Source organism: Acinetobacter sp. 161(2023) (assembly GCF_037027805.1).
In the GTDB taxonomy this organism is placed as follows: Bacteria; Pseudomonadota; Gammaproteobacteria; order Pseudomonadales; family Moraxellaceae; genus Acinetobacter.
This window is the reverse complement of the sequence record NZ_JAZEYD010000032.1, coordinates 1-5,545: the sequence shown is the minus strand read 5'-3', so window position 1 is coordinate 5,545 and position 5,545 is coordinate 1. Positions and strand designations below refer to the sequence as shown.

Genomic DNA, 5,545 nt, shown 5'->3' with positions numbered 1-5,545 from the left:
GCGATGACTTACTCTCACATGGGAAACCCCACACTACCATCAGCGCTAAGAGGTTTCACTTCTGAGTTCGGGAAGGGATCAGGTGGTTCACTCTTGCTATGGTCGCCAGCACAACTGGTATGGATACTTGCTTCGTTTTATTCACTTCGTGATACGTTGCGTTTTCCAAATCTTTACAGATGGGCTGATTGAGTCTTACTTTATTTTGTTCATTTTAGCTAAGCGTATAACTAAATCAAGTTGCTTTGCATATTAATGAATCGATTGATGCTTTATATACAACTGCTTGGGTGTTGTATAGTCAAGCCTCACGAGCAATTAGTATTGGTCAGCTTCACATATCACTATGCTTCCACATCCAACCTATCAACGTCCTAGTCTCGAACGGCTCTTTAGAGGACATAAAGTCCTAGGGAAATCTTATCTTGAGGTAGGCTTCCCGCTTAGATGCTTTCAGCGGTTATCCCTTCCGAACATAGCTACCCGGCGATGCGACTGGCGTCACAACCGGTACACCAGAGGTTCGTCCACTCTGGTCCTCTCGTACTAGGAGCAGATCCTCTCAAATTTCCAGCGCCCACGGTAGATAGGGACCGAACTGTCTCACGACGTTCTAAACCCAGCTCGCGTACCTCTTTAAATGGCGAACAGCCATACCCTTGGGACCTGCTTCAGCCCCAGGATGAGATGAGCCGACATCGAGGTGCCAAACACCGCCGTCGATATGAACTCTTGGGCGGTATCAGCCTGTTATCCCCAGAGTACCTTTTATCCGTTGAGCGATGGCCCTTCCATACAGAACCACCGGATCACTAAGACCTACTTTCGTACCTGCTCGACTTGTGGGTCTCGCAGTTAAGCGCGCTTTTGCCTTTATACTCTACGCGTGATTTCCGACCACGCTGAGCGCACCTTCGTACTCCTCCGTTACTCTTTAGGAGGAGACCGCCCCAGTCAAACTACCCACCAGACATGGTCCTCGCCCCGGATTACGGGGCAGAGTTAGAACCTCAACATTACCAGGGTGGTATTTCAAGGACGGCTCCATTGGAACTAGCGTTCCAACTTCAAAGCCTCCCACCTATCCTACACAAGTAAGGTCAAAGTTCAATGTCAAGCTGCAGTAAAGGTTCACGGGGTCTTTCCGTCTAGCCGCGGGTACACTGCATCTTCACAGCGATTTCGATTTCACTGAGCCTCTGCTGGAGACAGCGCCGCCATCATTATGCCATTCGTGCAGGTCGGAACTTACCCGACAAGGAATTTCGCTACCTTAGGACCGTTATAGTTACGGCCGCCGTTTACTGGGGCTTCGATCAAGAGCTTCGCTTACGCTAACCCCATCAATTAACCTTCCAGCACCGGGCAGGCATCACACCCTATACGTCCACTTTCGTGTTTGCAGAGTGCTATGTTTTTAATAAACAGTTGCAGCGGCCTGGTTTCTGTGGCTGTCATCAGCTCAGGAAGCAAGTTCCATCACCAACAACAGCGTACCTTCTCCCGAAGTTACGGTACCATTTTGCCTAGTTCCTTCAGCAGAGTTCTCTCAAGCGCCTTGGTCTACTCGACCTGACCACCTGTGTCGGTTTAGGGTACGATTCCTGTGTAACTGAAGCTTAGAGACTTTTCCTGGAAGCATGGTATCAGCCACTTCGCTGTACAAGTACAGCTTGCTATCAGATCTCAGCATAGAGCACCCCGGATTTGCCTAAGATGCATGCCTACTTCCTTTCACCTGGACAACCAACGCCAGGCTGACTTAACCTTCTCCGTCCTCTCATCGCATTACACAGAAGTATTGGAATATTAACCAATTTCCCATCGACTACGCCTTTCGGCCTCGCCTTAGGGGTCGACTCACCCAGCCCCGATTAACGTTGGACTGGAACCCTTGGTCTTTCGGCGAACGGGTTTTTCACCCGTTTTGTCGTTACTCACGTCAGCATTCGCACTTCTGATACCTCCAGCATACTTCTCAATACACCTTCATCGGCTTACAGAACGCTCCCCTACCACTTGACTTAAAAGTCAAATCCGCAGCTTCGGCACATAGTTTTAGCCCCGTTACATCTTCCGCGCAGGCCGACTCGACTAGTGAGCTATTACGCTTTCTTTAAAGGGTGGCTGCTTCTAAGCCAACCTCCTAGCTGTCTATGCCTTCCCACATCGTTTCCCACTTAACTATGATTTTGGGGCCTTAGCTGGCGGTCTGGATTGTTTTCCTCTTGACTACGGACGTTAGCACCCGCAGTCTGTCTCCCGGATAGTACTCATAGGTATTCGGAGTTTGCATCGGTTTGGTAAGTCGGGATGACCCCCTAGCCGAAACAGTGCTCTACCCCCTATGGTATTCGTCCGAGGCGCTACCTAAATAGCTTTCGGGGAGAACCAGCTATCACCAGGCTTGATTAGCCTTTCACCCCTATCCACAAGTCATCCCCTGGCTTTTCAACGACAGTGGGTTCGGTCCTCCAGTTAGTGTTACCCAACCTTCAACCTGCTCATGGATAGATCGCCTGGTTTCGGGTCTATACCCAGCAACTAAACGCCCTATTAAGACTCGATTTCTCTACGGCTCCCCTATACGGTTAACCTCGCTACTGAATATAAGTCGCTGACCCATTATACAAAAGGTACGCAGTCACCGAACAAGTCGGCTCCCACTGCTTGTATGCATGCGGTTTCAGGATCTATTTCACTCCCCTCACAGGGGTTCTTTTCGCCTTTCCCTCACGGTACTGGTTCACTATCGGTCAGTCAGGAGTATTTAGCCTTGGAGGATGGTCCCCCCATATTCAGACAAGGTTTCACGTGCCTCGCCCTACTCGTCATCATTATGTGTGCCCTTTCGTGTACGGGAATATCACCCTCTACGTTCGCACTTCCCAGAGCGTTCCACTAAAACACACATAACTTAATGGGCTGATCCCCGTTCGCTCGCCGCTACTAAGGGAATCTCAATTGATTTCTTTTCCTAAGGGTACTGAGATGTTTCACTTCCCCTCGTTCGCCTTGCAACACTATGTATTCATGTTGCAATACCTACCTTAAAGTAGGTGGGTTCCCCCATTCAGAAATCTCCGGATCAAAGGATATTTGCCGCCTCCCCGGAGCTTATCGCAGGCTATTACGTCTTTCATCGCCTCTGACTGCCAAGGCATCCACCACATGCACTTAATTACTTGACTATACAACCCCAAACAGTCGTTATTACCTACAAGGAGTAATAAGACATGATTAATGATTTCTCATCAATCTCTTACAGTTTGAAGTACTGTGTATTTAAACACTGTACAGCTTCAATCTAATTCATATACCAAAACGCTTGATTCAGTTAATTTGCTAGTTCTCAATTAACTCCAAGATCAGAATTACTTCCTCTCTCTTCATTATTGAGTGAACAATTTATTTCAGACTCAATTTTGCCAATCTGTTAATGAATAAACATGCCTTCGTCAGGTCATGCTTAATACCGTGATACTTAAATCACAGAAGTTAATAAACTAAGATCTAAATCTTTATTTACTAATTTCTGTAATCCGAACTTCTCTTAAGTTCTGGTGGAGACTAGGAGAGTCGAACTCCTGACCTCCTGCGTGCAAAGCAGGCGCTCTACCAACTAAGCTAAGTCCCCAGCTTACATCATCAGTTCTGTATCTTCTTTTCTATAACTTCAACCAGTCAAAGTCATGGTGGGTCTGACAAGACTTGAACTTGTGACCCCACGCTTATCAAGCGTGTGCTCTAACCAACTGAGCTACAGACCCTCAGATACATCTATGAAGAACAACTTGTTGTGGATTCTTACCAATCGTCAATCTTTCGTTAAGGAGGTGATCCAGCCGCAGGTTCCCCTACGGCTACCTTGTTACGACTTCACCCCAGTCATCGGCCACACCGTGGTAAGCGTCCTCCTTGCGGTTAGACTACCTACTTCTGGTGCAACAAACTCCCATGGTGTGACGGGCGGTGTGTACAAGGCCCGGGAACGTATTCACCGCGGCATTCTGATCCGCGATTACTAGCGATTCCGACTTCATGGAGTCGAGTTGCAGACTCCAATCCGGACTACGATCGGCTTTTTGAGATTAGCATCCTATCGCTAGGTAGCAACCCTTTGTACCGACCATTGTAGCACGTGTGTAGCCCTGGCCGTAAGGGCCATGATGACTTGACGTCGTCCCCGCCTTCCTCCAGTTTGTCACTGGCAGTATCCTTAAAGTTCCCGACATTACTCGCTGGCAAATAAGGAAAAGGGTTGCGCTCGTTGCGGGACTTAACCCAACATCTCACGACACGAGCTGACGACAGCCATGCAGCACCTGTATGTAAGTTCCCGAAGGCACCAATCCATCTCTGGAAAGTTCTTACTATGTCAAGGCCAGGTAAGGTTCTTCGCGTTGCATCGAATTAAACCACATGCTCCACCGCTTGTGCGGGCCCCCGTCAATTCATTTGAGTTTTAGTCTTGCGACCGTACTCCCCAGGCGGTCTACTTATCGCGTTAGCTGCGCCACTAAAGCCTCAAAGGCCCCAACGGCTAGTAGACATCGTTTACGGCATGGACTACCAGGGTATCTAATCCTGTTTGCTCCCCATGCTTTCGCACCTCAGCGTCAGTGTTAGGCCAGATGGCTGCCTTCGCCATCGGTATTCCTCCAGATCTCTACGCATTTCACCGCTACACCTGGAATTCTACCATCCTCTCCCACACTCTAGCTAACCAGTATCGAATGCAATTCCCAAGTTAAGCTCGGGGATTTCACATTTGACTTAATTAGCCGCCTACGCGCGCTTTACGCCCAGTAAATCCGATTAACGCTTGCACCCTCTGTATTACCGCGGCTGCTGGCACAGAGTTAGCCGGTGCTTATTCTGCGAGTAACGTCCACTATCTCTAGGTATTAACTAAAGTAGCCTCCTCCTCGCTTAAAGTGCTTTACAACCATAAGGCCTTCTTCACACACGCGGCATGGCTGGATCAGGGTTGCCCCCATTGTCCAATATTCCCCACTGCTGCCTCCCGTAGGAGTCTGGGCCGTGTCTCAGTCCCAGTGTGGCGGATCATCCTCTCAGACCCGCTACAGATCGTCGCCTTGGTAGGCCTTTACCCCACCAACTAGCTAATCCGACTTAGGCTCATCTATTAGCGCAAGGTCCGAAGATCCCCTGCTTTCTCCCGTAGGACGTATGCGGTATTAGCATTCCTTTCGAAATGTTGTCCCCCACTAATAGGCAGATTCCTAAGCATTACTCACCCGTCCGCCGCTAAGTGATAGTGCAAGCACCATCACTCCGCTCGACTTGCATGTGTTAAGCCTGCCGCCAGCGTTCAATCTGAGCCATGATCAAACTCTTCAGTTAAAAATCATTTTGCACCTTATTAAAGACAAGGTGCCAATTCTGGCTCATCAATTTTCTGACTTAAATTTCGCTCAAATAAACTTCGAGTAATTTAAACCAATCAATCAATGATAATATTTCGATCAATCAATCAGTAAAAATCCACACAAGTTGTTCTTCATAATTTCTTAATGATCTT

Annotated in this window: 2 tRNA genes and 3 rRNA genes; all 5 read right to left on the bottom strand. The window is 48.4% G+C overall.

The features are described from left to right. Positions 1-110: ribosomal RNA gene (gene rrf / locus WA249_RS18645) — 5S ribosomal RNA — on the bottom strand; the annotation flags it as partial. Positions 111-297: 187 nt separating this feature from the next. Further along, a 23S ribosomal RNA gene (locus WA249_RS18640) occupies positions 298-3,191 on the bottom strand. A gap of 370 nt (positions 3,192-3,561) precedes the next feature. Further along, positions 3,562-3,637 (bottom strand) — tRNA-Ala (locus WA249_RS18635). 56 nt (positions 3,638-3,693) lie between these two features. Beyond that, positions 3,694-3,770: transfer RNA gene (locus WA249_RS18630), tRNA-Ile, on the bottom strand. 59 nt (positions 3,771-3,829) lie between these two features. After that, a 16S ribosomal RNA gene (locus WA249_RS18625) occupies positions 3,830-5,367 on the bottom strand. Positions 5,368-5,545: the final 178 nt, after the last annotated feature.